20 protein-coding genes are annotated in these 25,871 nt (G+C 57.1%); 13 read left to right on the top strand and 7 right to left on the bottom strand.

Translation table 11 applies throughout. The features are described from left to right. The first annotated feature begins 13 nt into the window (after positions 1-13). The 3 genes from EQG79_RS14875 (at position 14) to EQG79_RS14885 (ending at position 3,829) form a co-directional block, all read left to right on the top strand. Positions 14-2,290: a glycoside hydrolase family 20 protein gene (locus EQG79_RS14875; protein WP_129602240.1), complete on the top strand. Its 2,277-nt coding sequence runs from the start codon at positions 14-16 to the stop codon at positions 2,288-2,290. 67 nt (positions 2,291-2,357) lie between these two features. Beyond that, positions 2,358-3,059: an SIR2 family NAD-dependent protein deacylase gene (locus EQG79_RS14880; protein ID WP_129602242.1), complete on the top strand. Its 702-nt coding sequence runs from the start codon at positions 2,358-2,360 to the stop codon at positions 3,057-3,059. Between the two features lie 50 nt (positions 3,060-3,109). Then, entirely contained in the window at positions 3,110-3,829 is a 720-nt protein-coding gene (locus tag EQG79_RS14885; protein WP_077919802.1) for an endonuclease III domain-containing protein, read from the top strand. Between the two features lie 50 nt (positions 3,830-3,879). On the opposite strand, the gene EQG79_RS14890 is transcribed toward EQG79_RS14885, so the two are convergent. The 3 genes from EQG79_RS14890 to EQG79_RS14900 all read right to left on the bottom strand — a co-directional run bounded on the left by EQG79_RS14890 (position 3,880) and on the right by EQG79_RS14900 (position 6,209). After that, entirely contained in the window at positions 3,880-4,590 is a 711-nt protein-coding gene (locus tag EQG79_RS14890; RefSeq protein ID WP_129602244.1) for a hypothetical protein, read from the bottom strand. A gap of 76 nt (positions 4,591-4,666) precedes the next feature. Beyond that, positions 4,667-5,158: a hypothetical protein gene (locus tag EQG79_RS14895; protein ID WP_077919804.1), complete on the bottom strand. Its 492-nt coding sequence runs from the start codon at positions 5,156-5,158 to the stop codon at positions 4,667-4,669. Positions 5,159-5,228: 70 nt separating this feature from the next. Further along, the gene (locus tag EQG79_RS14900) at positions 5,229-6,209 is read right to left on the bottom strand and encodes an OmpA family protein (RefSeq protein ID WP_129602246.1); all 981 of its coding nucleotides are present in this window, start codon (positions 6,207-6,209) and stop codon (positions 5,229-5,231) included. Between the two features lie 255 nt (positions 6,210-6,464). Between EQG79_RS14900 and EQG79_RS14905 the strand changes: the two genes are divergently transcribed. From EQG79_RS14905 to EQG79_RS14920, 4 genes are read left to right on the top strand one after another with little or no spacing between them, the layout of a single operon-like run. Beyond that, the gene (locus tag EQG79_RS14905; protein ID WP_129602248.1) at positions 6,465-8,102 is read left to right on the top strand and encodes a hypothetical protein; all 1,638 of its coding nucleotides are present in this window, start codon (positions 6,465-6,467) and stop codon (positions 8,100-8,102) included. A gap of 52 nt (positions 8,103-8,154) precedes the next feature. Further along, positions 8,155-10,056 carry a hypothetical protein gene (locus tag EQG79_RS14910; RefSeq protein WP_077919807.1) on the top strand — a complete coding sequence of 634 codons (1,902 nt, stop codon included), beginning with the start codon at positions 8,155-8,157 and terminating at the stop codon, positions 10,054-10,056. Beyond that, the gene (locus tag EQG79_RS14915) at positions 10,046-11,083 is read left to right on the top strand and encodes a threonine aldolase family protein (RefSeq protein ID WP_077919808.1); all 1,038 of its coding nucleotides are present in this window, start codon (positions 10,046-10,048) and stop codon (positions 11,081-11,083) included. The genes EQG79_RS14910 and EQG79_RS14915 overlap by 11 nt, the downstream gene beginning before the upstream one ends. Beyond that, positions 11,083-12,681 carry a carbon-nitrogen hydrolase family protein gene (locus EQG79_RS14920; RefSeq protein WP_077919809.1) on the top strand — a complete coding sequence of 533 codons (1,599 nt, stop codon included), beginning with the start codon at positions 11,083-11,085 and terminating at the stop codon, positions 12,679-12,681. The genes EQG79_RS14915 and EQG79_RS14920 overlap by 1 nt, the downstream gene beginning before the upstream one ends. A 50-nt stretch (positions 12,682-12,731) precedes the next feature. On the opposite strand, the gene EQG79_RS14925 is transcribed toward EQG79_RS14920, so the two are convergent. Next, entirely contained in the window at positions 12,732-13,181 is a 450-nt protein-coding gene (locus EQG79_RS14925) for a ribosomal maturation YjgA family protein (protein ID WP_206445589.1), read from the bottom strand. A gap of 111 nt (positions 13,182-13,292) precedes the next feature. On the opposite strand from EQG79_RS14925, the gene EQG79_RS14930 reads away from it, so the two are divergent. Both EQG79_RS14930 and EQG79_RS14935 read left to right on the top strand, forming a co-directional pair. Next, entirely contained in the window at positions 13,293-13,703 is a 411-nt protein-coding gene (locus tag EQG79_RS14930) for an RrF2 family transcriptional regulator (protein ID WP_129602250.1), read from the top strand. A 61-nt stretch (positions 13,704-13,764) separates the two neighbouring features. After that, positions 13,765-14,409 carry an NAD(P)-dependent oxidoreductase gene (locus tag EQG79_RS14935; RefSeq protein WP_129602252.1) on the top strand — a complete coding sequence of 215 codons (645 nt, stop codon included), beginning with the start codon at positions 13,765-13,767 and terminating at the stop codon, positions 14,407-14,409. A gap of 49 nt (positions 14,410-14,458) precedes the next feature. On the opposite strand, the gene EQG79_RS14940 is transcribed toward EQG79_RS14935, so the two are convergent. Then, positions 14,459-15,316 carry a glycerophosphodiester phosphodiesterase family protein gene (locus tag EQG79_RS14940; RefSeq protein ID WP_129602254.1) on the bottom strand — a complete coding sequence of 286 codons (858 nt, stop codon included), beginning with the start codon at positions 15,314-15,316 and terminating at the stop codon, positions 14,459-14,461. A gap of 186 nt (positions 15,317-15,502) precedes the next feature. Between EQG79_RS14940 and EQG79_RS14945 the strand changes: the two genes are divergently transcribed. Together EQG79_RS14945 and EQG79_RS14950 are read left to right on the top strand one after the other, a co-directional pair. After that, entirely contained in the window at positions 15,503-15,871 is a 369-nt protein-coding gene (locus EQG79_RS14945; RefSeq protein WP_129602256.1) for a hypothetical protein, read from the top strand. A 191-nt stretch (positions 15,872-16,062) separates the two neighbouring features. Next, positions 16,063-17,079 carry an LLM class flavin-dependent oxidoreductase gene (locus EQG79_RS14950; RefSeq protein WP_129602258.1) on the top strand — a complete coding sequence of 339 codons (1,017 nt, stop codon included), beginning with the start codon at positions 16,063-16,065 and terminating at the stop codon, positions 17,077-17,079. 68 nt (positions 17,080-17,147) lie between these two features. Here the strand turns inward: EQG79_RS14950 and EQG79_RS14955 are convergent, their stop codons facing one another. After that, the gene (locus EQG79_RS14955) at positions 17,148-19,406 is read right to left on the bottom strand and encodes a fused MFS/spermidine synthase (protein WP_129602260.1); all 2,259 of its coding nucleotides are present in this window, start codon (positions 19,404-19,406) and stop codon (positions 17,148-17,150) included. Positions 19,407-19,472: 66 nt separating this feature from the next. Then, positions 19,473-22,346 (bottom strand): leucine--tRNA ligase, encoded by a 2,874-nt coding sequence (leuS, locus tag EQG79_RS14960; RefSeq protein WP_129602262.1) that lies wholly within the window; start codon positions 22,344-22,346, stop codon positions 19,473-19,475. A gap of 165 nt (positions 22,347-22,511) precedes the next feature. Here leuS and EQG79_RS14965 point away from each other — a divergent pair, with 165 nt between their 5' ends. Beyond that, complete coding sequence (locus EQG79_RS14965; RefSeq protein WP_240699356.1) at positions 22,512-24,350, top strand: hypothetical protein; 1,839 nt, start codon at positions 22,512-22,514, stop codon at positions 24,348-24,350. A 109-nt stretch (positions 24,351-24,459) separates the two neighbouring features. After that, entirely contained in the window at positions 24,460-25,650 is a 1,191-nt protein-coding gene (locus EQG79_RS14970) for a S8 family peptidase (protein WP_129602263.1), read from the top strand. Positions 25,651-25,871 lie beyond the last annotated feature (221 nt).

The raw sequence follows: 25,871 nt of genomic DNA on the forward strand, positions 1-25,871 counted from the left end.
CCCCATCTTCCGTATGAAGTACCTGATTGGTCTGTTACTCCTCTCTTTTGCAGCTATCGGTCAACAACCCGAAAACCAGTATAACCTCATTCCGTTTCCAGCCCGTTTTGCCGGTCAGGATGGCCAGTTTTCCATTACCAGCACCACCCGTGTGGTTACCGCGCCCGGTACCGATGCGGGCGTACGGGCCGTAGCCCAGACCTTTGCGAGTCAGGTCAAAGCAGCCAATGGACCCACCCTTACCCTGGCGGCTGCCAGCCCGGCCCTGGCCAAAGGCGCGCATATTTTCCTGACCATCAACAAAAAGTTAACCCTGGGCGACGAGGGCTACAAACTGACCGTAGCACCGGGTAAAGTAACTGCCGAAGCCGCAACTCCACGGGGCCTGTTCTACGCCACCCAGACCCTGCGGCAACTCCTGACGGACAACCGACTGCCCGCCTGCCAGATTACCGATAAACCACGCTTCGGCCATCGGGGTCTGATGCTGGACGTCAGCCGCCATTTTATGCCGGTATCGTTCGTGAAGAAGTTCATCGATCTGATGGCCATGCATAAACAGAACACCTTCCACTGGCACCTGACCGACGATCAGGGCTGGCGGATCGAGATTAAGAAATACCCGAAGCTGACCCAGATCGGCAGCCAGCGCCCCGAAACCCTCGTTGGTCAGTTTTACCAGAACTACCCCATGCAGTACGACGGCAAACCGCATGGCGGGTTCTACACGCAGAACGACATTCGGGAGGTAGTCCGGTACGCGCAGAGCCGCTTCATCACGATCGTTCCCGAAATCGAGATGCCGGGTCACGCGCGGGCCGCTCTGGCTGCCTATCCCGAGCTGGGCTGCGAACCCACCAAAGCCTATACGGTGGCTACCCACTGGGGTGTCTTCGACGACGTATTTTGCCCGTCGGAGAAAACGTTTACTTTTTTGCAGGACGTACTGACCGAAGTTGTGGCTCTCTTTCCGGGTAAGTACATACACGTAGGAGGTGACGAGTGCCCGAAAACGGCCTGGAAACAAAGCGCGTTCTGCCAGGAGCTTATGAAGAAGAATAAGCTCAGAGACGAAAACGAACTGCAGAGCTACTTCATCCGGCGGATGGAGAAATTCCTGAACAGCAAAGGCCGGAGTATCATTGGCTGGGACGAAATTCTGGAGGGCGGTGTCGCCCCCAACGCAACGATCATGAGCTGGCGCGGTACAGCGGGTGGCATCGCTGCTGCCAAACAGAAGCATACGGTCATCATGACCCCTACCGATAACTGCTACCTGGATTATTACCAGGGCAACCCCGCCACCGAACCCCTAGCCATTGGCGGCTACCTGCCCCTCGATAAGGTCTATGCCTACGAACCCATGCCCGCTGAGCTAACGGCCGAGCAGCAGAAGTATATTCTGGGTGTGCAGGGTAATATCTGGACCGAGTACATGCCAACCCCGGAGTCGGTCGAGTATATGGTCTGGCCCCGGGCGCTGGCGCTGGCCGAGATCGGCTGGATGCCCGCTGGCCCGCGCAACTTCGAGGACTTTGCGATGCGGCTAAAGAATCACCTTCCCAAACTGGACGCCAGCCGGGTCAACTACGCCAAACGACTGTTCGATATATCGGCGCAAACGCAGGCCAATGAGCAGGGGCAGGTTCAGGTGAAGTTAACCAAGCTCGATGCCGACAGCCGCATTTTCTTTACGACCAATGGCAAAGAACCCAGCGAGAAGAGCAGCGAATACAGCGGCCCTATCACCCTGACCAAGACAACAACCCTGCGCGCTATCACCCAGACGGGGGGCCGGCTCACCCAAACCTTCACCCTGCATAAGGCTAAGAATAAGCCTTACACCTACGCCACTGCTCCGCAGGGCGATGCTACCGCCAACAACCTGAAACTGACCGATGGCGTACGGGGCGAAACACCCCGCGACCGGCGCCAGTGGGTCAGTGTCTACGGCACCGACCTGGACCTGACGCTGGATCTGGGCGAGGTTACGAGTGTCTCGAAAGTGTCGCTCAATTTCCTGAAGATCATTCTGGAAGGAGGCTTCCCGCCGACCTCCGTAGAGGTGGCTCTCTCGCGCGATGGGCAGGACTTCAAAGAGGCTATTGCCCAACCCGTAACCTACGAGTTGAACGGCCCCTGGTCGATCCTGCCTGTGGTGGCCGATTTCCGGACGGGTCGGGCTCGTTACGTGCGTATACGCGCTAAAAACGCCGGTGTCTGCCCAGCCGGGCACCCCAGTGAAGGCAAAAAAACCTGGTTTGCCACCGACGAAATCGTGGTCGAATAGGTATCTTTAAGGAGCCAAGCAGCCGGGTAAAATCCAACCTGCTCCGCCCGGCTGCTTGCCTTATTTCATGGACACACGCAAAAAGATTGTTGTTTTGTCGGGGGCGGGGGTCAGCGCCGAAAGCGGTATCCCCACGTTCCGGGCGTCGGATGGGCTGTGGGAAAACCACCGGATCGAAGACGTAGCCACCCCCGATGCCTGGCGCCGAAACCGGGCCTTGGTTCAGGATTTTTATAACCAGCGCCGGAAACAGGCCCTCCAGGTTCAACCCAATGCGGGCCATTATGCGCTGGTCAGGCTGGAGGAGCAGTACGACGTTACCATCGTTACGCAGAACGTTGACAACCTGCACGAAAAAGCCGGTTCATCTACCGTTGTACACCTGCACGGCGAACTGTTCAAAGCCCGATCCACCGTCGATGAATCGCTCGTTTATTCGATGGACGGCTGGGAGCTCAAAGAAGGCGATCTTTGTGAGAAAGGCTCTCAGCTGAGGCCGCATATCGTCTGGTTCGGGGAGGCCGTACCGATGATGGACATGGCCATGGATATTGCCGGGGAGGCAGACATTTTTATTGTGGTCGGTACCTCCCTGAACGTTTATCCGGCCGCTGGCCTGGTCTATGGTGTACGGAAGGGCGTTCCTGTTTACGTGGTCGACCCACACACACCCAGTATGCGCAAAACGCCGGAGGTAACCTTTATTCAGGAGCCCGCAACGGTGGGGCTGACTCAGCTAGCCGACCAGCTGCTGTCGGGCACGACGTAAACAGTATCAGCCAAACCGGGTTCATCAGAAACGCTCAACGTTTCTGTTCCATGACATCCCAATCTGACGAGACAACCAAAACCCTGGACGCCCACCAGCGGCTCAATGAGTTCTACGGGGTTCAGGCTATCTATGGCCGGGCAGACCCGATGCATGAACTCGTCGGCACCATCCTGTCGCACCGGACTACCCACCATAACGAAGTGGTAGCCTATCGAACCCTGCGCGAGCGGTTTCCAAGCTGGGAGTCTGTGCGGGATGCGCCCTTGCCGGACCTGATCGACGCCATCAAAACGGCTAATTATCCCGAGGTTAAAGCCCCGTATATTCAGAATCTGCTGGCTCACCTCATCCGCGAAACCGGTGTGGCCAACATCGACTTTCTGCGCGACCTGTCTACCGACGAGGCCATGAAATGGCTAACCGACCTGCCGGGTATCGGGCTGAAAACGGCCACCCTCTTGCTGCTGTTCAACTTTCAGAAACCGGTACTGCCCGTTGATACCCACGTCCATCGGGTAACCCAGCGACTCGGTCTGATCGGTCCTAAAGTCAGCGCCGAAAAAGCCCATACGCTCCTGCTGGAACGCCTGCCTGCCGATCCTCTCGTCTTGTTCAACTTCCACAAACACTTCTACTGGCATGGCCAGCGGGTGTGTACCTGGTACAATCCCCGCTGTGGCGAATGCGTCCTTCGCGACCAGTGTGTTTACTTCCAGTCTGGCCTGACCCTGGCTCTCAGCAGCACACCCAGCCGTAAAAACAAATAGCCGCCGTACCAGCAACTGGCACGACGGCAACAAGGAAGGAACGAGCCAGATCAGGAGTTGGCTCCGTATTTCTTTTCGTAAAATGACTTTGACTGATCGACCCAGTTGTCGCGTTCGATGCGGCCGGGGAAGAACTCGATGATTTCGTTTACCTGATCGATGTCTTCCTTGGTGAAGTTGGCCACCTGCCGGAACGTGTAGATACCGAGGCTGTGTAATTTACGCTCCAGAAATGGACCTACGCCCACGATGTCCTTCAGGTCATCAGCTTCGGCGGCTGTAGCCCGACCGATCCGGTCGAAGTTCAGTTCACCGGCGCGGGCCGCAATCCGGCTCAGCACGGCCACTTCCGAGTTCTCGGCTACTGCGCCGGCATCGGTACCGGCCAGCCCAACGGCCTCGGCCTCCCGGGTAGCGACGACCGGTACCAGCGGATCGGCATCGATTGGGTCCGGGGTCGTATCGAAACTCAGGGCCGGCTCGAGCGGGTCGGCGTGAACATAGGTAGGCGGTACCTCCGCTACGGGCGCGGGCCGGGCGGGCACGGAAGCAGCCGGCATCCGTCCCGAGGTCGACATAAACTTGGTCCGGCGGCATTCGTCCAGCTCGGCTTCTTTGTTTGTGAGTGCGGTCCGCAGTGTCCGGATGCGGCCGGCCAGGATCAACCGTCCCAGCAACCAGCCAACCAGCGCGGCAAACGCCAGCAGCAACAGTATTTCGGCTATGGCAACCGGGCGACTCAATGGATCTAATCCAAACATGATTTTGTCTGTTTTTAGGTTTCAGTATTCGGTACGTAGGACCTCATGAAGGCCTACCTGTGCATCAAATCGCGTTTTATTGTTTTTTAATCAGGTCCGTTGCCTGCCCCACCCAGTTGTCACGCTCGATACGACCCGGGAAGAACTCGATCACATCGTTTACCTGATCGATATCTTCCCGGTTGAAGTTAGCAATCTGCCGAAACGTGTAGATGCCCACAGCGTGCAGCTTTTTCTCCAGAAAAGGCCCAATACCAACAATGATTTTCAGATCGTCGGCTTCGTCTAAAGAGGCCAGGCCAATCCGGTTAAAATTCAGCTCACCCGCACGGGCTGCTATCCGATTCAGCACGATGGCTTCCTCGGTGCTGCTACTGGCCGACGCCGTGGGCATGCGCTGACAGTCATCAACGGCCCGTTCGGTTGTAGCCAGCTCGCTTTCGAGCTGACGGACCGTACTCTTCCGCGATACATAACCAATGATAAAACCCAGCATTCCGGCCACAAACAGCATTATCCACTGCTGCATCTGGGCCTCGGGCAGGTTGAGGGGGTTCATGTCAAACATACGACTGTTGGAGTTAAAAGTACGACTGCGGGCCGACCGGCTGGTCGGCCCGAGCAGATGAGAGGATGTATTACTTGACTACGACCATAACCCGGCGATTGGCTTTACGGCCTTCGCGAGTGTCGTTAGAGGCTTTAGGATTGGCTTCCCCTTTGGCGTCGGTCACGATCTGATCGGGCGAGATGCCCGACTGGCGCAGTCTGGCCTTGACCTGGTTGGCGCGGTCACGTGAGAGTCGCAGGTTTACGTCGTCCGGACCGGAGTTATCGGTATAGCCGGTCAGTACCAGCTTCTTTTCTTTATGCGTTGACAGGTACGCAACGGCTTCTTTAAAGAATTTAGCGGTTTCGGGAGTTTTGATGTAGTTGGCCTCGCCCAGCGGGAAGTACAGATCGATGGGCTCAAAAACCGTCGTGAATTTTTCTTTGGCAGCCAACCCCGCTTCGGTGATGCCCGCAGCCACGGTTTCGGTAGCCGGAGCAGTAGCGGTCGACGTCGTATCGGTGGTCAGATCGGTCAGAGTCGTATCGACAGGCGACGCGCTGTCGGCTCCGTCGAAGACAAAGTTTAGCCCACCATACAGCGAGTCACCGGCAGCCGTGAACGTCAGATCATCCTGCAATACGCCTTTCGTAGTCAGCGATGCCGCCGGAACGCCCTGCTGCACCAGATACTGTTTGATGCCCTCGGCGCGGGCAAGGCCCAGATTGGGGAACGAACTGGTATTCGCTTCCGTCGATGCGTAATACCCTCTGATCTCCATGGTTCGGCCGGTAGTTTTGAGATAAGCCGTTAATGAATCGAGCGATCCGCCCAGCGCACTCATATTGGCATTGGCTCCCGACTTGGCAAAGCTGAAGTTGCCAGCCATATCGAGCCTGAACCGGTCACCGTCGGCAATGATTAGCGAGGGCATGGCAACGGTCGGCAAGGTGGTGGACGATGGCAGATCGTCAACGCACAACTGCTTGATTTTGCAGACATGCCACCAGGTTGAACCGATCATCCAAAGCACCAGCAGGATAATCCAAGGGGTTTTATTGGTGAACATAGCGATAGTGGGGTTAGAAAGTACCTCTCGGTTTCGAGTGCGGCTATTAGACGGCGATCCCGGAAAAGGTTGCTCAAAAATACATGCAAGCAGTATAAATACAAGACTGTCAGGGAATCTCAATATGCTGTCTCCACCCATAGTAGCACGAACCCCAGCCAGTCTGTCAATTAGTTACCGACATCACCTATCCATAACCGAAAAAGACTAGTTTTGTAAGTAGTTCTATAGAACTAACATCCATACCATCTTATCATGACCCATATCCTTCCGGCTTTGCTCCGTGCGGGACTGCTGTTAATGGTGTTCGCCCTGCTGAGCCGTTGTCAAAACGGCGTCACCGCCGTAGACCAGACAGCCGAACCACCCGACATTCCCAAAACGGTAGCGCTGCCGCCCCTCCCGCCCCCTACCCGCCCTTTTACGTACGAAACGCCGACCGAGTCGAGCGCCTGGATGGGTACCAACCCCAACTCCATCAACGGCCGACCCATTGGACCGGTATCGGCGGCCGAATCGTCAATACTACGGGTCGAGGTTCGGCGGGATTACGGAGGGAGCATTCAGATCTACGACAAAGTCAGCAACCAGGCCCTCATCAACTTCTACGATATGGGCCGCGAGTCAGGCATGGCCTCGTACGGTGGGCCCCGAAGCTTCGCCGACGACTCGCCCCGCTGGAAAAACATCGGTTATAATCCACTACAGGCTGGCGACGATGGATTTAACCCATCTCCCATCCTGGTTCACGGCATTGTGAACGGCTGGATCTATACGAAAGCCCAGTGTTTGTCCTGGGCCCATCAGGATGCCCGCCGACTGCCTTTTTTCTACGAACAGTGGGTTGGCGTCGACAGCAACAAAGTGCACGTCAAGGTCAGACTAACCCACCAGCGACCCGACAAAACGTTCTATAATGTCGAAGAGCAGGAATGGCCCATGATGATGATCAGCGGGCACCGCAAGGTTCATTTCTACACCGGCTCACGCCCCTATCAGAACGAACCAACAACCGTAAGCGACGGCATTGAACGGAGTATCGGCAGCATGGCTACCCAGCAAAGCACGCCTTTCTACCTGACCGAACCCTGGGAAGGCGTCGAGATTGCGCCAGACCGGCTGATTGGGTTATATAGCCCCGGTTTCTTCCGGGCCAACTACAACGTAGCCGCCCTGACCCCCTCGCCCGACAACAGCGAAGGAAGCCTGACGCTGACCTATGTAGGCAACCGGCCCATGGTTCATTTAGACAGCGACAATATCTGGCACAAAGATTACACGTATATACTTGGCAGTGAGCAGGATATACGTCAGTACGTATACGCGCAGCCCCGGCAGATGGTGCCCGATTTTACGTTCAACAAAGCCGGTGGCCGTAACGGCTGGTTCATCCAGGATGGCGGCTATGATCAGCAGGAACCGTTCTCGTCCGACGACTGGCGGGTTATGTTCACCGGCAAAACCGAAAATGGCGTCACCAACGCCCGGGGTACTAAACTCATCTCAACGACGGGCAGCTGGCCCGCCAGTCAATCCGGAACCCTGTACATCCGTATGGCATATACCGGCCCGCCCGGTGCTCCGGCTCAGGTTCCTCTGCGGTTGGCCTGGCTGCTGAACGGGCAGGAACCCAACGGCTTCAACAGTCAGTATCCGGACCAGAACCGAACCCGGTTTCCCAGGGGCATTCGGGGGCCTGACGATCAGTACGTCCCCCTGGTCGTTCAAAATGACGGACAGATGCACACCTACAAACTAACCATGACGGGTCATCCTGCCTGGAAAGATGTAGTGCAGCAGTTCGAGATTGCGCACAACTACAGTCCGGCTTTTGTCGCACCCGGCGAAGTGCTGACGCTCCGCTATTTCGGCACGCACGATCCGGGGCAATAGATACCTGTGCTGTTTTAGGGCTTTTTTTCTTCCACACCATACAGATTCACTCATGACTGGCACGCACGCGTCAGGTCAGCGGCTATACAGGCTGCTGGTAAGCTTCGTATTCACCCTCCTCGTTTTCAACCGATGGGTCGTTTATAATACCCCACTCGATGGCCTTGACGGATCCTGGGCCATTGCCCTGCATCTGGCCCGGGCGGCCGGGCTGGACTACGGTACCGACTTCATATTCACCTATGGCCCCCTGGGCTGGTACACGACCCGACTCCCGATTGCGGTAGAGAGCTGGGAAATTGTTCTCCTGGACCTGGTTTACGTTTTTCATGTATACATAATCATATGGTTTGTTCTTGGCAACCAATTCTCCTGGCTGCGGTACGGAATCGTAGCCGGGCTGGTCACCCTGCATACGCTGGCCGCGGGGACTGAGATTCCTTTTGTCTTCTACTTCTTCGTGCTGGCCTATCTGGGTTACTATCAGCGTACCCGTCGGGCCTGGTTACTGGTGGGGGCGTCGGTCATCGCCATCCTTTCCTTCTACATGAAAGCGAATGTGGGCCTTGTCAGCCTGGGCAGCCTGGTTATCTACGCCCTGATTCAGCGGCTGACGGGTGAGATGACCTCCCGTCACCTCCTGATCAGCATGAGCAGCATGGCAGGTCTGCTGGCCCTGAGCGTGGTGCTGCTGCCTGTTCAGCTGGGCCCCTACCTCGTTGCCCAGTGGCACCTGATCGATTCTTACAACGACGTCATGTACCTGGTTCAGAACAAACGGGCTATACTGGTAAGCCTCCTGATCCTGGGCCTATCCATCGGCGCGCTGAGCTGGCCGTTGTACCAGCTCCTGAAGCGGGGGCAGCTTCCCGGGTTCCTCCGCCGGGAAGGCGTCCTGTTCGGGCTGGTAGCGTTGCAGCTCTTCGTTCTTTTCAAGGAATCCTTTGTCCGGGCCGACGCCGGGCACATTGGTTTCTTTTATAAGTACGGGCTGCTGCCGTTCACGATTTTGGCGTTGTTTTCGGCTCATTCGTCTGTTCGCCGGTGGGCGGTGCTGCCCATGATCCTACTGGCCCTGGCCGCGCCGAAGCTGGTTGCGTATAACTGGGACAGTAGTTTTCCGTACCGCTGGGTCAGCCAGGCCTTTAGCTACGGACAGGATGTATGGAACCCCGTCAGGCCCTCGCTGGTAACCAACCGGATGGGCTTCCCCGTATCCTGGCTAAACCGGCTGAACCAGAAGCGGGTTGACATTATGCCCGCCGATGTGGCCCTGCTTTATCACCATAAACTGCGGTATACGCCCCGTCCCATTATGCAGACCTACCAGGTTACCGATGCTTACCTGGACTCGCTCAACGCGGCTTACTACGGCTCAGCCCGCGCGGCCGACTATGTGGTGATCGCCTGGGATGCCATCGATGGCCGCGATCCGTTTAACGACGAACCCGCCACCAAGCTGGCCCTTCGTACGCACTACGCCGTTGTTGATCAGCAGGGCGACTGGCTGCTGCTGGGGAAGAAACCGATCCGTCAAACCGACTACAAGGCCCCGTTCCGTACTCAGGTTGCCCAGATAGGTCATTCTGTTCCGGTACGGCCGGCCGACGGTTGCTGGCAACGCTGGCAGATCGACTGCCGGTATCGCCCCATGGGGGCGCTCCAGCGGCTGCTTTTTCAACCCCCGTCGCTTCATGTCGAGCTGACGTACCGGTCTGGCCAGCGCGATACCTTCCGAACGGCCATTCCCCTGCTAAAAGGCGGCCTACTGATTGGACCTCATCCCCGCAACCTGACCAACATGAGCCATTTTCTGCAACGGCGGGATCAGCATCTGCCCGGTTTGGCCTCCATCCGGCTGCTGGCCGATACCAGCTTGTTTTATCCAACCGTTCATGTCCGCCAATATCCCTTAAATTTGTCGGGTAACGGACAACCTGATTATGCTGATTGACCTTCGTAGCGATACCATTACTCAACCCACGCCCGCCATGCGCGAGGCTATGTTTAACGCCCCCTTGGGCGACGATGTACTCGGCGACGACCCCACTGTAAATGCCCTGGAAGCTAAAGCTGCTCATATATTCGGTATGGAAGCGGCTCTTTTCTGCGCCAGCGGCACCATGACCAATCAGCTGGCGATCCGGACCCACTGCCGCCCCGGCGACGATGTGATCTGCGATCAGCTCTCGCACGTGTATCTGTACGAAGGCGGGGGTATCATGGCCAATGCGCTGGCTTCGGTCAGTCTGCCCCAGGGAAAACGGGGGAAGCTAACCCCCGACCTCATCCGCGACTACATCTACAGTCCGGCCGATCCGCACAAACCCCTGTCGCGGCTGGTGGTGCTGGAAAATACCGTCAACAAGGGCGGGGGCTGTTACTATACCATTCCCGAAATAGCGGCTATCCGCAAGGTCTGCGACGAACACGGCCTGCTGCTGCACCTCGACGGGGCCCGGCTTTTCAACGCCCTCGTCGAAACCGGCGACCCAACCCAGGCCTATGGGCAACTGTTCGACTCGATCAGTATCTGCCTCTCGAAAGGCTTAGGCTGTCCGGTCGGTTCGCTACTGCTGGGGAAGGCCTCTTTCATCGGGCAGGCCCGCCGGTACCGAAAACTCATGGGCGGGGGCTGGCGCCAGGCTGGCTTTCTGGCGGCTGCGGGTATTTACGCCCTCGACCACCACGTTGAACGGCTTCGGCAGGACCATGCCCGCGCCCGCCGGATCGGGACGCTGTTCAGCAACCGGCCCGAGGTAGAGGAAATCTATCCGATCGACACGAATATTGTCATTTTCAGACTATCCGAAACCCTTTTAGCGGCTGATTATGTTCAGAAACTAGAGCAAATTGGTATCCGGGGGATCACCTTCGGTAAGCACCTGGTTCGGTTTGTTACCCATCTGCACCTGACCGACGAGCACATTGACCAGATGGCCGGGGCACTCCAGCAATTGACTTTAGAGACTACCTACTGATGCATATTCAGACCAGAACACTACAGAAAGATGATTACGATGACCTCAAGGAGGCCATGATTGAGGTATACAGCGGCATTGGCGGAGATTACTGGCAGAAAAGTAAGATCAACAAGCTGCTCACGATTTTCCCCGAAGGCCAGTTCTGCGTTGAAGTCGACGGGAAAGTGGTGGCCTGTGCGCTCGCCATTCGGGTGAAGTACGACCAGTTTGGCGACAACCACACCTACCACGAAATTACTGGTGGCTATACCTTCAAAACGCATAGCGACGAGGGCGACTACATGTATGGTATCGAGGTATTCGTGCACCCCGACTACCGCGACCTGCGCCTGGGCCGACGGCTCTACGACGCCCGAAAAGAACTCTGCGAAACCCTCAACCTGAAAGGGATTCTGGCGGGTGGACGTATCCCGAACTACAATAAATACGCTGACGAGCTGAGCCCGCGCGAATACATCGCCAAGGTAAAGCAGAAAGAAATTTACGACCCCACGCTGACCTTCCAGATCTCGAACGATTTCCACGTTCGGAAGGTCCTGCGCGGCTACCTGCCCGGCGATACGGAGTCGAAGGAGTACGCCACCCTGCTGGAGTGGATCAACATTTATTACGTTGTCGAGAAAGACAAACGCCCCCATACCGACTCCATTATCCGGCTGGGCGTTATCCAGTGGCAGATGCGGCTGTTCAAAAACCTGAACGCTTTCCTGGATCAGGTTGAGTTTTTTGCCAACGCGGTTAGTGATTACCGGGCCGACTTTATGGTGCTGCCGGAGTTTTTCAACACCCCGCTCATGGCCGACTTCAACGACCTGCCCGAGCCGGTAGCCATTCGTAAACTGGCCGACTTTACCGAAGAGGTGCGCGACAAACTCTGCGAATTGGCCATTTCGTATAATGTGAACATCGTTGGCGGCAGTATGCCCCTGGTCGACAGTGATGGCAAGCTGTACAACGTGGCTTACCTCTGCCGGCGCGATGGTTCCTACGAAGAGTACCGAAAGATCCATATCACCCCCAACGAGGTGCGTCACTACGGCATGGTGGGCGGCTACGAGATCCGCGCCTTCGACACCGACTGCGGCAAGATCGGGATGCTGATCTGCTACGACGTTGAGTTCCCCGAACTGGGTCGGATTCTGGCTCAGCAGGGCATGCAGATTCTGTTCGTTCCGTTCCTGACCGATACCCAGAACGGCTATTCACGGGTACGGCACTGCGCCCAGGCCCGGGCAATCGAAAACGAATGTTACGTGGCAATTTCGGGTTGCGTCGGCAATCTGCCGAAGGTGCACAACATGGACATCAATTTTGCGCAGTCGGCGGTGTTTACCCCGTCTGACTTCCAGTTTCCGACCAACGCGGTGAAGGCAGAAGCGACCCCAAATACGGAAATGGTGCTGATCGCCGACGTCGACCTGAGCCTGCTGAAAGAGCTGCACGAACACGGGTCGGTACAGGTGTTGAAAGACCGGCGAACCGACCTCTACGATGTTACGCTGAAAAAGGCCGCCAAGAAGGCACTAAAGCAGAAAAAGGCCTCGCCCGACAACGACCCCGAAGAAGTGGCGCCGGTCATTGTGGTAGCCAGTTAATGAACAGAAGGCCTTCCTGAGCGAAGGCCTTTTTTGCTTTCTCCGCGACGTTACCGCTTTAGTATACGCCGATATCGGCCTGGCATCAGGTACGCGTCCATCAGATACCCGATCAGCGCGCCGAGGCTATAGCAAAGCAGGTCGCTCCACACAAACGAAAAGCCCAGTATAAGCCCGCCCAGCCGGGTTGCCCGGATAGCCTCAAGCCAGGGTTCGTGAATCAGCTGGCTGGCTTCTATCCCAAACGAGAACAACAGCGTCACCAGCGCCAGCCAGCCGGCAGGCCAACCGGGGAGGAGGGTACAAAAGCCGAAAAAAACCATCAGCGCCCAGAGAACATCACCCGCATAAAGCCCGATAAACGGGATGCCGCCGAAAAAACGACGGGAAGCCAGCCCTGCCAGCAACGCAAGAGCAACAAAACCCACGTACGCCAGCCGGTTACGCTGAATCGACACGGATTCCTGTCGGTCTGTAGTTGCGGTCTGATTGGTTGCCATGTACTCATCTGCCCGCTGCCTGTATGCAGTTGGTACATGCAGTCTACAAAAAATTTCAGCGATAGGGGGAATTATTATTCATTACAAACTGTAACATTATTAACTACAGTAATGACCGGACAATTCACGATATCGATGCATATTCTTACCCTGTTGGCCAAAGCGGCTGAGGGTGAATGGGTGTCGTCGGATCTGATTGCGGGCAGCATCAACATAAACCCGGTTCTGGTTCGTAAGGAGATTGGCAACCTCCGTCGAAATGGGCTGGTAGTCAGCCGCGAAGGCAAGAACGGGGGAAGCAGGCTGGCCAAACCGGCTAATCAGGTGCGGGTGTCGGATATCTTTCTGGCCACCCGCCAGGGCCCTTTTCTCGGCACCTCCCGTAACAAACCCAACCCCAATTGCCCCGTCGGCAAAGAAATCAACCGGCATCTGGAAGCGCTCTATCAGGAGGCCGAGGAAGCGCTCGTTCAGAAACTGGGCGACAGCACACTGGCCGACTTCAGCCGCCGGTTCGATTAATTTTTTTACCCATAACTGTAACAATTTTTATTACATTTTTTTACATAAATCGGTTATACGTATGAAAATTGCCCTTATTGGCGCATCTGGCTTTGTCGGATCTGCCGTACTTACCGAAGCGCTGGAACGCGGTCATTCGGTCACGGCCATTGTTCGCCATCCTGATAAAATCACGACCACCCACCCCAACCTGAACGTTCAGCCGGGCGATGCACAGCAGGCCGATACGGTGGCGACACTGGTAGCGGGCCACGATGCCGTTATCAACTCATTCAACGCAGGCTGGACAAACCCGAACCTGTATACCGATTTTCTGGCTGGCTGCGAAGCAATCGAGAAAGGCACTGAGCAGGCAGGCGTTAAACGACTGCTGGTTGTGGGCGGAGCGGGAAGCCTGGAGGTGGCGCCGGGTGTTCAACTGGTTGACACCCCTCAGTTTCCGGCCGACTGGAAGGCAGGCGCTACGGCGGCCCGCGATTACCTCAACATCGTTCGGAAAAATACGACCCTGGACTGGACCTTTATCAGTCCGGCCATCGGGCTGGCGCCCGGCGCGCGTACCGGCACGTTCCGACTCGGCACTGACCAGCCCGTTTTCGATGAAAACGGAGGATCAGCCATTTCGGTAGCCGACCTGGCCGTGGCTATTCTGAATGAGGTGGAGCAACCCCAGTTTGTTCGGCAGCGGTTCACGCTCGGCTATTAAACGCTGACGCCCCGGCCTGATCGAAACCAGCAGGCCGGGGCGTCAGCGTTTAGTACAGCACCTTTGCCATTTCCAGGGGCCGATCGGTACTCATTACGTCGGCCCCGTTGTCGGCAAATTTTTTATAGAGCTGGTCACCTTTGGCAGCGGCCTGCCGGTCGAGGTTACCCAGGGTGCCGAGGATGCAGGCAATCCCTTTCTGGTGCAGAAAATCGTATAACGCCTTGTCCGGTTCTTTGACGCCCACGAAAGCAATCATGCGATTGTCCGGCACGCCCAGTTCACGCAGTCGGTCGTATTCAGCACGGTTGCGGATCGTGACGGAGATCATCAGCGCCGGGTCGAGCTTGTGCAGCTTGCCGGCATCCTGCGCGTTATAGGTAATCACAGCGGCATAGTCGCCCGCGCCGGTGCGATGGATCATGTCGACTATCTTCTCAAACGATACGTTTCGCTTCACGTCGAGGGTAAAGGCTACTTTATTTTTTCCCCAACGCAGAACCTGCTCCAGCGTAGGAATTTTGTAGGGTGTCTGATTACCCTGGTTATCTTCCAGCCGGTACGGGCTCAACTCAGCGTAGGTTTTTTCGATAAGCTTGCCGGTTCCGGTTGTGGTGCGGTCGAGGGTGGCGTCGTGCATCATCACCAGTACGCTGTCTTTGGTCAGGTCGATGTCGCACTCGATGATGACGGGAGTTTGTTTAGCCAGGTACGCAAATGATTCGATGCAGTTTTCGGGATATCCTTTCAGATCACCCCCACCCCGGTGGGCTGAAATACGGGCGGGCTGCCCAGGTGTGTACTTAAAAAATTGGTAGGCCCCACCGGCAGGAATGCGCGTGTAGGTTTTGGGCGAGCAGGTGACCAGCGAAAGCGCCAGCAGACTAACAGCAATGCAGTTTTTCATGCCGCAAACCTACTAAAAAGAACAGCGTCTGGCCTAGCTTACCCGGCTATTCGGGATGGCGATTCCGATAAATTGGCCGGGGGCCGTCGGGTAGAAACCCTGAACAAGGATCAGGACCGTCAGGTTGTACCCGAAGCCGGTTACCACTGAAGCTTGTGCAGAACACCCGCTATACCAACGTACCCTATGGAAACTATCTATGAATGGTTGCTGCACAACATGGGCAATCAGGGCAATGCCTTCACCATCCTGAACGTTCACCGACAAACCGACCAGGCCGACAGTGCTCCGCTCGAGGTGATGGCCCGCACCCATGACTACGCCGTCGTTACGGTACAGATCCAGCCCGTTGAGGCTGACTCGTCAGACACGGATCGGCTCCATGACCGCCCGGCAACCCAAACGATCAACTTCGCCAGGACCGAACAGCTGCTCGATTACCTGAGCACCGGCAACCTGCCCGATGCGGCCACCAACGAATCGGCCAGCGGCTTTCGGGTTTCCGTCTTCGAGCCCCAGGCTGGAGAGGATCAGATCGTTTTTCCGCAGGAGTAACTTTTCTTCGAAGCTACAGCCTTCCGTTTACGTACCATTGTGTTTGCGCCCCGACCAGGCTCGCGGCTGATTATGGCCAGGAACCGTTCGGGCAAGCTGCGTTGTTGCCTATAGGTAAGCATCGGTGCTTCATCCAACCGGATCAGGCCGCCCGTTGCCGTAAACCGGGCCCAACGGCCCATCAACGTAGTATGATTCCCTTTTCAGTTCTTGATTTATCGCCCATTGTGGCTGGCAACACCGCCAGTCAGGCGCTACAGAATACATTAGATCTGGCCCGGCATGCTGAAGAGCTAGGCTACAACCGGTACTGGCTGGCCGAGCACCATAACATGCCTGGTATTGCCAGCGCTGCCACCTCGGTCGTGATTGGGTACGTAGCCGGCGGCACCCAGACTATCCGCGTTGGCTCCGGCGGTATCATGCTCCCCAACCATTCGCCCCTGGTCATCGCTGAACAGTTCGGCACGCTGGAGTCGCTCTATCCCGGCCGAATCGATCTGGGTCTGGGTCGCGCGCCCGGCTCCGATCAGGCTACCGCCCGGGCGCTACGCCGGGACGCCACAGGGCCCGATACGTTTCCGCAGGATGTCATTGAGCTGCAGCGCTATTTTCAACCCGACGACTCCGGCCAGTTCGTTCAGGCTATTCCCGGCTCTGGTTTAGACATACCGATCTGGATTTTGGGATCCAGCCTGTTCGGGGCTCAGCTGGCCGCCCTGCTGGGTTTACCCTATGCCTTTGCCTCCCACTTCGCGCCGGCGCAGCTGATGCGGGCTCTGCAGGTCTATCGGTCGCAGTTCAAGCCCTCGGCTCAGTTACAGGAACCCTACGCGATGGTGGCCGTGAACGTCATAGCCGCCGATACGGATCAGGAAGCCGAGCGCTTGTTTACCTCCGTTCAGCAACAGTTTCTTCACATCCGGCGCGGCAAAGCCCGGCAGATGCAACCCCCGGTCGACGATATTCAGGCGTTGTGGCCCGACTATGAACTGGCGGGTATCGAGTCGGTGCTGAGTTGCTCGGCGGTTGGTTCGGCCGGAACGGTACAGCGGGGCCTGGCCAGTTTCCTTGACCAGACGCAGGCCGACGAGCTGATTATTACCGCGCCGATATTCGACCACGAGGCCCGCAAACATTCGCTCACCCTGACCGCCCAGGTACGACAGGCGCTGGCCGATACCTCACTGCAGGGGGTAGTCCACTAAAGCCGGTTCCCTGGTAGTAGCCCTGGCTCACGTAAGTGGGGCTGCTACCAGGAACGATCCCCTGTCGATCAGAACCGGGCCCGATCGTTGACCCGGATGCTATATTCGTCTTTGGGAAACAGGTCGGTATTGATTTCGTCCGTGCGTGTCGCAGTGGCCGGCAACAACCGCATACCGTGGCCGTAGCGGGCCAGCAGGGGCTCTATCTGTATCCCTGACCGCCCATAATGCTGCCGGCTGTAAACACTGCCAGCCCGTTGCCGAATGGCGGCCCAGTCCAGTTTTATGGGTTGATTACTCCCGATGAGCAGTAGTTTATCGCAGTAGGCGACGTACGGAAAAACGGAGCGAAACGTATTGAGCACCCGCGCCGTCGGACACCAGGTAACAGCCAGTCCGCCGGGTTTCAGTTTCGCCCTGAGCAGCTCAAAATACTCTCTCGAATATACATTACCCGAATAGGCAGAGGCTGGCCGCAGCGCATCGGCTTCGATGATGTCATAGCGAATGGCCTGGTTACGGATAGCGTATCGCCCATCCCGAAAAATCAGATGCAGCCGCTCGTCGTGCAGCAGGGTTTGTATGGCCGAATCGCCTGCCTGCTCCGCATACTCCGCCAGTACAGCCGCCTGGTTAGTGGCAATCTCAAAACAATCGATCCGCTGCGTTTCTGCCCGACCGGCTATCCCGTTGACCGTACCGGCCGATCCCAGACCAATCACGGCCACCCGCTCGGGCCGGGGATGAATCATGAGCGGCAACGCTCCCAGTAACGTATGAATCTCGTCGGTCGAGTAAGGCAGCGCACTCTGACCCAACCCGTTGACGAAAACGACACCCAGCTTCCGATCCGGCGACCGTTTGATCACCGACACTGCCGATTCGTTCTCGTCGAAGACGAACTGATCGGGCGTTTCGATGCCATTCATCAGCTGCCAGAACCGCGCATTATCGGGTATGGTCAGGCTCACCAGTACCAGCGCACCGGCCATGACGACGGCCAGACCAGCGGACCAGTGCCGACGAACAGCCAGCACGATGATGTACACTAGCCCCAGGCACCCGATAATTCGTACGAGCATTGCGGTACCGAGCAGCGGGAAGCCCACCCACGTGATCCCCCATGCTCCAACGGCCGATCCGGCAATATTCACAAACTGTAACCAGCCCACCCGGCGGCCCACTTCATCGGGCTTGTCCTGGAGTAGAGACTGGGACAAGGCGAAACTCATTCCCATCAGGAAGGTGGGTAAAAACAGCAGAAAGACCGGTACTAGGCCGTAGGTGAAGATGCTGAAACGCGGAGTCAGAACCGGCTCTCCACTGGCGAAGTAATCCCACAGAAACCGCAGGACCGGCCAATGGGCAATACCGTACAAAAACGCCGTGAGGGCCAGAATGGTGTACGCGTACAGGCTTAGCTGACACACCAGGAAAAGACGTTCACGCCAACGGGCCGACCGGTTGCCGAACCGGGTGCCCACTACGGTACCGATAGCCATTGACCCCAGGTAGATGGCCAACAGCACGGCAAACGTCAGCGACACCGACTTGATGAGGGTTTCCAGTATCCTGAACCAGATGAGTTCGAGTGATAACGCTGCCAGCCCTGACATAAAGTACTGTACCGACCAGATCGTCAGGACCGGCGTAAGCCGCAGGGGCACTTTTGGGCCCGCATCCGATCCGCCGACCAACACCTCCCCGGACAAAGATGCCTGTCGACTCAGCAGATATGCAGATGCCGCACAAACGCCGTTCAGGGCCGCACCCACCCAGATAGCCTGGTCGAACCCGAGCCGCCGGACCAGCAGGAATCCCGTGATCAGGGCCCCCAGCGATGCTCCCAGCGTATTGATGAAATACAGCAGGCTGATGTAACGCGCCTGCTGGTCCATTTCGCCGAACCGGAACGCCCGGGACAGCACCGGCAACGATAGCCCCATTAGAAACGTGGGCACCAGCAGAACTCCGAACACAATAGCGTACAGGATAATGGGACTATCGCCCAGGGGTGGAGCAGACGCGTAGAGAAAGTCATACAGGAGCCATTTGCTACCCGCAGCAAAGCCCATAATGCCCAGCTCGGCCCCGATAAAGTAACGCAAATTGACCGGCGGTGCCGACCGGTCGGCCAGCCGCCCCCCGGCCAGATAGCCAATACCCAGCCCGGTCATGAAAGCTGAAACTATCAGACTGATGCTGACCGTATCGGAGCCGGTGTAGAACACCAGGAGCCGCTGCCAGACAACCTGGTAGAGTAAAGCAGCAAACCCGGACAGAAAAAATAGAAGTAGAACAAATAGACGGTTACGGTTAGATGACATGCCTAAAAAAAATAAGCCCAGCCTCCCGACTATCAGGAAACTGGGCCCAATATGGCTCAAAATCGTCTATATCACCACATTGACAATACGCTTTGGCACGACAACCACTTTCTTGGGCGTCTTTCCTTCGAGCCATTTCTGAACGATCTCGTCGGCCAGCACCTCCCGTTCGATGTCGGTCGGCGCGCGGTCGATGGCGAAACTGATCGTGGTACGCACTTTGCCGTTAATCTGAATCGGGTACTCGAAGGCATCTTCAACCAGATAGGCCGGGTTGAAAACCGGGAAGCTGGCCTGCGAAACGGTTCCTGGTTCGTTCCCCAATGCCGCCCACAACTCTTCGGTAATATGGGGCGCAAAGGGCGACAGCAGCAGCACCAGGTCCTGCAATACCGAGCGCTTATGGCAGTCGAGCGAGGCCAGCTCGTTGACGCAGATCATGAACGAGCTTACCGACGTGTTGAACGAATAGGCATCGATGTCGTCCTGCGTTTTCTTGATGGTCCGGTGCAGAATTTTTAGCTCGGCGGGGGTCGGCTGCTCATCGGTCACTATCCACTGGCTCGATCCGGCATCCGATGCCCCGGCAGCATTGTCCTTATAGAACAATCGCCAGAATTTACGGATGAACCGGTATACGCCATCTATTCCGTTGGTGTTCCAGGGTTTAGCCTGTTCGAGCGGTCCGAGAAACATCTCGTACAAACGCAGCACGTCGGCCCCGTAGCGCTCCACAATCGTATCGGGATTAACGACATTAAACTTCGACTTCGACATCTTCTCGACTTCGGCCCCTACAACATAGCGGCCGTCGGGTTCGCAGATGAACTCGGCGTTTTCGGTCAGGTCGGGCCGGGCGTTGCGAAACGCGTCAATGTCGAGTACGTCGTTCTCAACGATGTTCACATCCACGTGCAAGGGCGTCACCTCTCTACCCTGAATCTGGTTGAGCGACACAAAAACGGCGGGTTGCCCTTCCTGCCCGGTCCCTTTGAGCCGGTAGACGAAGTTGCTCCGGCCCTGAATCATGCCCTGATTGATGAGCTTTTTGAACGGCTCCTCCTGCGGCACGTAGCCCCGGTCTTTCAGGAATTTATTCCAGAAACGGCTGTAGAGCAGGTGACCGGTAGCATGTTCGGTACCACCAATGTACAGGTCTACGTTCTGCCAGTAGCTGATGGCTTCGCGGCTCGCAAACTCGGTCTCGTTCTGCGGGTCCATGTAACGGTACCAGTACCACGACGAGCCCGCCCAGCCGGGCATGGTGCTCAGCTCGTACTCATACTGCCCTTTGTACTTCCAGCCTTCGGCGCGGCCCAGCGGGGGCTCGCCGGTTTCGGTGGGCAGGTATTTGTCAACCGCCGGCAGTTCAACGGGTAAATCCTGTTCGTCGATCAGATAGGGCAGCCGTCCCGTTGACCCTCCTTCTTTGAAATAGACCGGTACGGGTTCGCCCCAGTAGCGCTGGCGGCTGAAAACGGCGTCGCGCATCCGGAAATTAACCTTTCCACGGCCCAGTCCGCGGGCTTCGAGCCAGGCAATCAGCGTCGGTACGGCTTCGGCATAGGTCATACCGTTGATGATACCCGAGTTGATGTACCGCCCTTCTTTGGTATTGTCGGCCTGGATATCTATCTCTTTCTGAGCGTCCAGCACCGGCACAATTGGCAAATTAAAGTGCTTAGCGAACAGATAATCGCGCTGATCGCCCGACGGAACGGCCATAACAGCACCGGTACCGTACCCGGCCAGCACGTAATCGGCCAGGAAAACAGGCACCTTCTCCCCGTTGAGCGGATTGAGGCAGTAGCTCCCCGTGAATACGCCCGATACGACTTTGGTTTCGGCCATACGATCACGCTCGGAACGCAGTTTGGCGGCATTTACGTAGGCGTCAACCGCGTCGCGCTGTTCTGGCGTAGTCAGGCCCGGCACCAGCTCATGTTCGGGAGCCAGCACCATAAAGGTTACGCCATAGATGGTATCGACACGGGTGGTAAATACTTCGATGGTTTTGGGCTGCTCACCCGCCACCGGCGCGTCGGGCAAGGGAAACTTCACGCTGGCGCCAACGCTTTTGCCGATCCAGTTCCGCTGCTGTTCCTTGATCGATTCGGTCCAGTCGATGGTGTCGAGACCAGTGAGCAACCGGTCGGCATAGGCCGTAATCCGCATCATCCACTGGCGCATGAGTTTCTGCTCAACGGGGTAGCCGCCCCGTTCCGAAACGCCGTCCTTCACTTCATCATTGGCCAGCACCGTACCGAGGGCCGGACACCAGTTCACAACGGCATCGGCCAGGTAGGTCAGGCGGTATCTGAGCGTAATTTCGTACGACTCTTCGGCCGACATGGCGTTCCACTCCGCAGCGGTAAACGTCAGGGGCGCTCCGCCCTCGCGGTCGTCGTCACAGACAGCGTTGACATCGGTGGTCCCGTTGGTGGCAAACTTCTCCAGCAGGGTCTCGATGGGCTCGGCCCGGTCCGTGTCTTTGTTGTACCACGACCGGAACAGTTCCATAAAAATCCACTGCGTCCACTTGTAGTAAGCTGGATCGGAGGTTCGCACCTCGCGCGACCAGTCGTAGCTGAAGCCAATATTTTTGAGTTGTTCGATATAGCGCGTCAGGTTCTGCTCGGTGGTCAGGGCCGGATGCTGACCGGTCTGAATAGCGTACTGCTCGGCGGGGAGGCCGAAGCTATCGAATCCCATCGGGTGCAGGACATTATAGCCTTTCAGCCGCTTGTACCGCGACACGATATCCGAAGCGATATAGCCCAGCGGGTGACCAACGTGCAGTCCGGCTCCGGAAGGATACGGAAACATGTCGAGCACATAGTATTTCGGTTTGCCGGTGCTGGTCTGCGTGCGATACGTCTGGTTTTCGTCCCAAAACCGTTGCCATTTCTGCTCGGTTTCGCGGTGGTTATAATCGGCCATATGTAAGGAGGGATGGGTTTTTTAGCCCATCTGAATCGTATGTATGTCTGTCAGATACTTGGCTTGCGGGCCAAACGAGTCGGTTGGCCCGGTCTCTGGTTTGCAAAAATAGCCGTTTACTGAGACTTTTGCCCACCTCCTTCCGACAATCGCCTGTCCACTCCCATGCCCACTGCTTCCTCCGCTTCGATTCACCGACCCGCCCACGCTGCCGCTGGCTGGCACTGGCCCCTGTTTCTAACCATCCTTACGGCTATCCTGGGCGCCTGGGTCGTGGATGATTTCAGCCGCCCCCTGTCCGACGGCGACGACACGGATCAGTACGAGTACGCGGGCTATTATTTCGGCAAAAATCTCTCTCTGTGGCCCTTCCCCCATCTCGATCTGGTTAATAACCAATCGTTTTACCCCTATGGCCTGAACCAGGTGTTTCTGCCCTGGGGGTTTGAGCGCGACTATTGGTACGCCCTGTGTTACCAGTTTCACGGTGAGCATGCCGGTCCCTATCTCCAGTATTATTACATCTACAGTCTGCTGGTAGCCGCGCTGGGAACGTACCTGCTGCTTCAGCCCCGCTTTGGCACCGGCCGATCGTTTGCAGCCGGGCTGATCGTGTCGGTTTTCAACCTCTATGCGATCTTCAAGTTTCCGGTCCATATGAACGTCTGCGTCGGCCACTGGACTATCCTGTGTATGATAGCCACCTATTGCCTGCTTCACGACCTTGTGAACCGACAACTGGTTTCGCTGGTGTTCGTTCTGCTGTGGGTATGGCTCCATGTGCAGGTGCTGAGCCAAGAGCTGGGCTATGTAGCGGGTTATGCGCTTACGTTCACCACCCTGGCGCTGCCCGTTGCGGGCGTCGTTCTCTACCGACAACACCCCCGTCCGGCCCAATGGATGGCGCAGCTGAGTCGGTACCTGGCCGCTTCCTGGACCCGCCAGTCTCGCCTGTTGCTACTGATGCTGGTTCTGATTCTTATCAGCACCTTTCTGTACCTGCCGCTCACCCTCCAGATCGCCTTCACGGCCTGGGAGTTCGATTTTGCCGCCATGCCTCCCCTCCGCGCCTGGTCGCATCCGTTACGGCTGTTTCTACCTCATCTCCCGGGCCTGGACGCCTTTGTTGTGCCTTACCAGTCGTGGCTGCGGGATACGTTCGAGAGCTACGGGCAGGGTAGCCCGGGGTTATACCTGACCATTCTTGCTGGCGTGGTACTGTGGCAGACCCGGCGGCAGGTTGGACTGTGGCTGCCAGTGGTGCTGATGCTGGTATTGTGTCTGCTGTATCATCCGGCGGTACTGCCTACGCTCAAGCTGTTTCCCTGGTTTAGCTTCAACCGGCACGGCGGCCGGGCCAGCCTGGTTTATCCGGTTCTGCTGGTCCTGCTGGCTTTACCGCTCCGCTGGCCTACCAACCGAACCGGTCTGATCGCCACGGCTGGGGTGTTGCTGCTAATGGTCAGCGAATGGTCATATGGCTTGTACCTGCGCACCACGCTGCCTACGCTCGTGGCCTCTGATGACCTGCTCCGCTATTGCCAGACCATCCGTCAGCAGCCGGGTAAGGCCGTTCTCGACTGGCCCTTCTGCGCCGTCGGAGCCGATGGACCCGGCATGGCCGAAGGGCTTTGTCCCTACTACAAACAACAGAATGCAGTTTTCACCTTTCGTCGGTTTTACGACAAACACGTAGTCGGTCAGTATTTCGGGCGGCTTCACCCCAGCCAGATTCAACCCTTCCTGCGCGATGGCTGGCCGAGGCTTTTGACACCTGGAAGGTCATTCACGGAAGCTGACTGGCGCTTTTTTATCAATTTTTTGCGGACAAATAACTTCGCGGGTATCAATCTCTACCCCGATTTACTGACGCCGGACCAGGTGGCGGAGTTCTACCGGCGTTTGGGCCAGCCCATGATCGAAACGCACTTCCCCGTTGCCGGACGGGTGGTGTTCATTCCGATCCGGCCACTGGCAGAAAAGAGCCGCCTAGCTGCACCATAAACCCCGGTTTAACGTTTTAGTAACAGCCGCAACGGTTGACTGTTGATTCGCGTATGAGCTAGGTGTACCCACTGTTTTCTCAGGCTAATTTTATCCTCCTGACTCGTTCATGCAACGTTTTATTTTCTCTACAACGGCTACGTATGTTGTGCTGGCGGGGCTTGCTGTGTTCGGTTGCCGTTCCGACCGCGATGTTAACCCTACGTTTTCGGCCGACTGTCTTGTTAAGGCTTCGCCGAATAACGGCCAGGCCATCGCGGGTTCGTACATCGTCACGTACCAGCCTGAGCAGTCGCTGCCCGGCTCGCCCAACGCCCGGATAAGTGCCGCCCGCGCCGGGATTGACCAGCTACTGGCTCGCCACCGCATCGAAGACGATGCGCCGGAGCTGCTGGCCTCCACGGAGCAGACCAGTTTCCTGGCCCATCTGTCCGCTGCCGAAGCCAAGCAGCTCCGGCAGGACCCGACCGTTTCTATGGTCGAGCCAGATCGGATTATGTCGATTTGCAACTGCGTCGATGTGGCCGCGCCCAGCACCGTGTACTGGAACGTTCAGCAGACCGGCTACGGTCGGGGCGATTTGCAGACCGGCAAAACGGTTTGGGTAGTCGATACTGGCATTGACCTCGACCACCCCGATCTGAACGTCGACACGGAGCGTAGCCGCTCGTTTGTGAGTGGGGTTATCTCGGCCGACGATCAGAACGGGCACGGCACCCACGTAGCCGGCATTATCGGCGCCCGGAATAACGGCGTTGGGGTAACGGGGGTGGCTTCGGGGGCACGGCTGGTAGCGTTGAAAGTGCTCAACCAGCTGGGCGAAGGGCGGCTATCGGGTATTATTCAGGCCGTAAACTATGTTCGTCAGAATGGCAAAGCCGGTGATGTCGTGAACCTGAGCCTGGGTGGCGAGGGGGTATCGGTAACGCTGGAAAACGCCATCCGGCAGGCAGCCAACAGCGGTATCCTGTTCGCCATCGCAGCCGGCAATGACGGCCAGAACGCCAACGAAGCCACTCCCGCCCGGCTCAATACTACCAACGTCTTCACCGTATCGGCTATGGACCGAACCAATCGGTTTGCCAGCTTCTCCAACTACGGCTCCAGCGTTGACGTTTGTGCCTACGGGGTTCGTATCACCTCGACCTACAAGGATGGCCGGTACGCGGTTCTGAGTGGTACCAGCATGGCAGCTCCGCACGTGGCCGGCCTGTTGCTGATCCGGGGCAGCAAACTCCCAACGCGCGGCTTCGTCACCGGCGACCCAGACGGCACGCCGGACCCTATTGCCGGCGAGTAAATACGTTTAAACGCAGAGGACGGAAACCCAATTAGTACAGAACGTTTCTTAGAAAAGAAGCATATACTGAAAGTTCAGTATATGCTTCTTTTCTAACATGAGTCATCCCGAATTTTGAGTGATGGCAAAGACTACCATCAAGGCATTCGAGATAGCTACCCGTAACCGATAAATCGGCACTGAAGCAGTTCGGTGCCGATTGCCGGTTCTGGGTACCCAGC

The sequence above is a fragment of the Spirosoma sordidisoli genome, assembly GCF_004138325.1.
In the GTDB taxonomy this organism is placed as follows: domain Bacteria; phylum Bacteroidota; class Bacteroidia; order Cytophagales; family Spirosomataceae; genus Spirosoma; species Spirosoma sordidisoli.

Bases quoted from the DNA above. Each gene is read 5' to 3' on its own strand.
- EQG79_RS14915 (WP_077919808.1), top strand. From the start codon at position 10,046: ATGCTGATTGACCTTCGTAGCGATACCATTACTCAACCCACGCCCGCC.
- EQG79_RS14895 (WP_077919804.1), bottom strand. From the start codon at position 5,158: ATGTTTGACATGAACCCCCTCAACCTGCCCGAGGCCCAGATGCAGCAG.
- EQG79_RS14955 (WP_129602260.1), bottom strand. From the start codon at position 19,406: ATGTCATCTAACCGTAACCGTCTATTTGTTCTACTTCTATTTTTTCTG.
- EQG79_RS14885 (WP_077919802.1), top strand. From the start codon at position 3,110: ATGACATCCCAATCTGACGAGACAACCAAAACCCTGGACGCCCACCAG.
- EQG79_RS14890 (WP_129602244.1), bottom strand. From the start codon at position 4,590: ATGTTTGGATTAGATCCATTGAGTCGCCCGGTTGCCATAGCCGAAATA.
- EQG79_RS14945 (WP_129602256.1), top strand. From the start codon at position 15,503: ATGGAAACTATCTATGAATGGTTGCTGCACAACATGGGCAATCAGGGC.
- EQG79_RS14875 (WP_129602240.1), top strand. From the start codon at position 14: ATGAAGTACCTGATTGGTCTGTTACTCCTCTCTTTTGCAGCTATCGGT.
- EQG79_RS14920 (WP_077919809.1), top strand. From the start codon at position 11,083: ATGCATATTCAGACCAGAACACTACAGAAAGATGATTACGATGACCTC.
- EQG79_RS14950 (WP_129602258.1), top strand. From the start codon at position 16,063: ATGATTCCCTTTTCAGTTCTTGATTTATCGCCCATTGTGGCTGGCAAC.
- EQG79_RS14905 (WP_129602248.1), top strand. From the start codon at position 6,465: ATGACCCATATCCTTCCGGCTTTGCTCCGTGCGGGACTGCTGTTAATG.
- EQG79_RS14930 (WP_129602250.1), top strand. From the start codon at position 13,293: ATGACCGGACAATTCACGATATCGATGCATATTCTTACCCTGTTGGCC.
- EQG79_RS14900 (WP_129602246.1), bottom strand. From the start codon at position 6,209: ATGTTCACCAATAAAACCCCTTGGATTATCCTGCTGGTGCTTTGGATG.
- EQG79_RS14940 (WP_129602254.1), bottom strand. From the start codon at position 15,316: ATGAAAAACTGCATTGCTGTTAGTCTGCTGGCGCTTTCGCTGGTCACC.
- EQG79_RS14935 (WP_129602252.1), top strand. From the start codon at position 13,765: ATGAAAATTGCCCTTATTGGCGCATCTGGCTTTGTCGGATCTGCCGTA.
- EQG79_RS14965 (WP_240699356.1), top strand. From the start codon at position 22,512: ATGCCCACTGCTTCCTCCGCTTCGATTCACCGACCCGCCCACGCTGCC.
- EQG79_RS14925 (WP_206445589.1), bottom strand. From the start codon at position 13,181: ATGGCAACCAATCAGACCGCAACTACAGACCGACAGGAATCCGTGTCG.
- EQG79_RS14880 (WP_129602242.1), top strand. From the start codon at position 2,358: ATGGACACACGCAAAAAGATTGTTGTTTTGTCGGGGGCGGGGGTCAGC.
- EQG79_RS14970 (WP_129602263.1), top strand. From the start codon at position 24,460: ATGCAACGTTTTATTTTCTCTACAACGGCTACGTATGTTGTGCTGGCG.
- EQG79_RS14910 (WP_077919807.1), top strand. From the start codon at position 8,155: ATGACTGGCACGCACGCGTCAGGTCAGCGGCTATACAGGCTGCTGGTA.
- leuS (WP_129602262.1), bottom strand. From the start codon at position 22,346: ATGGCCGATTATAACCACCGCGAAACCGAGCAGAAATGGCAACGGTTT.